The 1,477-nt window shown below is 69.6% G+C and carries 2 protein-coding genes; both read right to left on the reverse strand.

Features of this window, described 5'->3' with window-relative positions:
- Window positions 1-41: 41 nt before the first annotated feature.
- The gene (locus B5G02_RS09970) at window positions 42-953 is read right to left on the reverse strand and encodes an IS3 family transposase (protein WP_071784324.1); all 912 of its coding nucleotides are present in this window, start codon (window positions 951-953) and stop codon (window positions 42-44) included.
- The gene (locus tag B5G02_RS09975; protein ID WP_206383754.1) at window positions 902-1,432 is read right to left on the reverse strand and encodes a helix-turn-helix domain-containing protein; all 531 of its coding nucleotides are present in this window, start codon (window positions 1,430-1,432) and stop codon (window positions 902-904) included. The genes B5G02_RS09970 and B5G02_RS09975 overlap by 52 nt, the downstream gene beginning before the upstream one ends.
- Window positions 1,433-1,477: the final 45 nt, after the last annotated feature.

Consider the following 1,477-nt stretch of genomic DNA (forward strand, 5'->3'; position numbering starts at 1 on the left):
TGAACTGCACCCCAAAACTTGGACGCGTTAAATCATAACCGCTAAGCGGCCTCGCGGAGGGCCAGCTCCCGGAACTCCGCCGGGGTCAGGCCCTTCAGCTTGACCTGCCGCCTCACGTGGTTCCAGTGGTGTATGTACGCCTCGAGGTCGGCCTTGAACGACTCGAACGTGTCCCAGTCGCGCCCGCGGAAGAACTCGTCCTTGATGTGGCCGAAGACCTGCTCGGTCGCGGCGTTGTCCAGGCAGTTGCCCTTCCGGGACATGCTCTGGGTGATGCCGTTCTCGGCGAGCGCGCGCACGTACGCCGCGTGCTGGTACTGCCAGCCCATGTCGGAGTGCAGGACCGGCGCCGCGCCCTCGGGCTTGGCCGCCGCGAGCATGGCGAGCATCTCCTCCTGCTGGGCGAGGTCGGGGCGCTCCGAGACCGACCACGCCACGATCTCCTTGCTGCCGAAGTCGTACACGGGCGCGAGGTAGGCCTTGCCGAAGGAGAGCCTGAACTCGGTGACGTCGGTGCCCATCTTCCGCCAGGGGCCGTCGGCGGCGAAGTCGCGGCCGAGCACGTTCTCGAAGGTCTTCCCGACGACCCCTTTGTAGGAGTTGTACCTGTGGTGGTCGGTCTCCCGCCTGATGCCGCACCTGAGCCCCATCTCGCGCATCATCTTGAGCACCGTCTTGTCCGCTATGCGGGCGCCGTCCACCGCCCGGAGCTCCATGGCGACCTGGCGGTGCCCCACGCCGTTCGGGAGCCTCCCGAAGATCTCGGCGACCCTCGCGCGCAGCTCCGGCCTGGTCGGGCCCTTGGGGTGGGCGAGCGCGTAGTAGTAGCTCGACCTGGCGAGGCCCGCGGCCTCCAGCAGGTCGGCGAGGCCGTGCCCCAGCCCTGAAAGCTCGGCGACCGCTAGGGCCTTCTCCCGGTTCGGGAGCTGAGCTCCGCCTTCAGGGCTATCGATTTTTTTAGGTACGCCACCTGCGCCTCGAGCTTGCGCACGCGCTCCTCGAGCCTCTCCTCGCGGGTCCTGGGCGCGGCCCCCGGGCCGGAGCCCCCCGGCCTCCCCCTCGGCCTCGGCCTGAGGGCCTCGGCGCCGCCCTCGCGGTAGAGGCGGCACCACCGGTCGAGCGAGCTCGAGCCGGCGATCCCGAAGCGCCGCATCGCCTCGGCCCTGGTCGCGCCGCCGTCGACCACGGCCCTGGCGGCGGCGACCTTCGTCTCGTAGTCGTATCTCGCGCGCGTCTCCCCCATGCTCAGCAGACCGTCCCTCCCGACCGCCCGGTACGTCTGCTGCCATTTTCTCACGGCCATGGCGGGGACCCCGAGCTCGCGGGCGACGGACTCGTACCCCCTGCCCTCCGCGAACAGGTCCGCGGCGAGCGACCTCGCCGCGCGCCCGTGCCCGTACCGTAGGTCGATGGACATGAGAATGCCCCCCATCTCTCGGACCTCCATTTCCGTGTCCAAGAAACGGGGGGCGGTTCA

This window comes from [Collinsella] massiliensis (assembly GCF_002161605.1).
Classification (GTDB): Bacteria; Actinomycetota; Coriobacteriia; order Coriobacteriales; family Coriobacteriaceae; genus Enorma.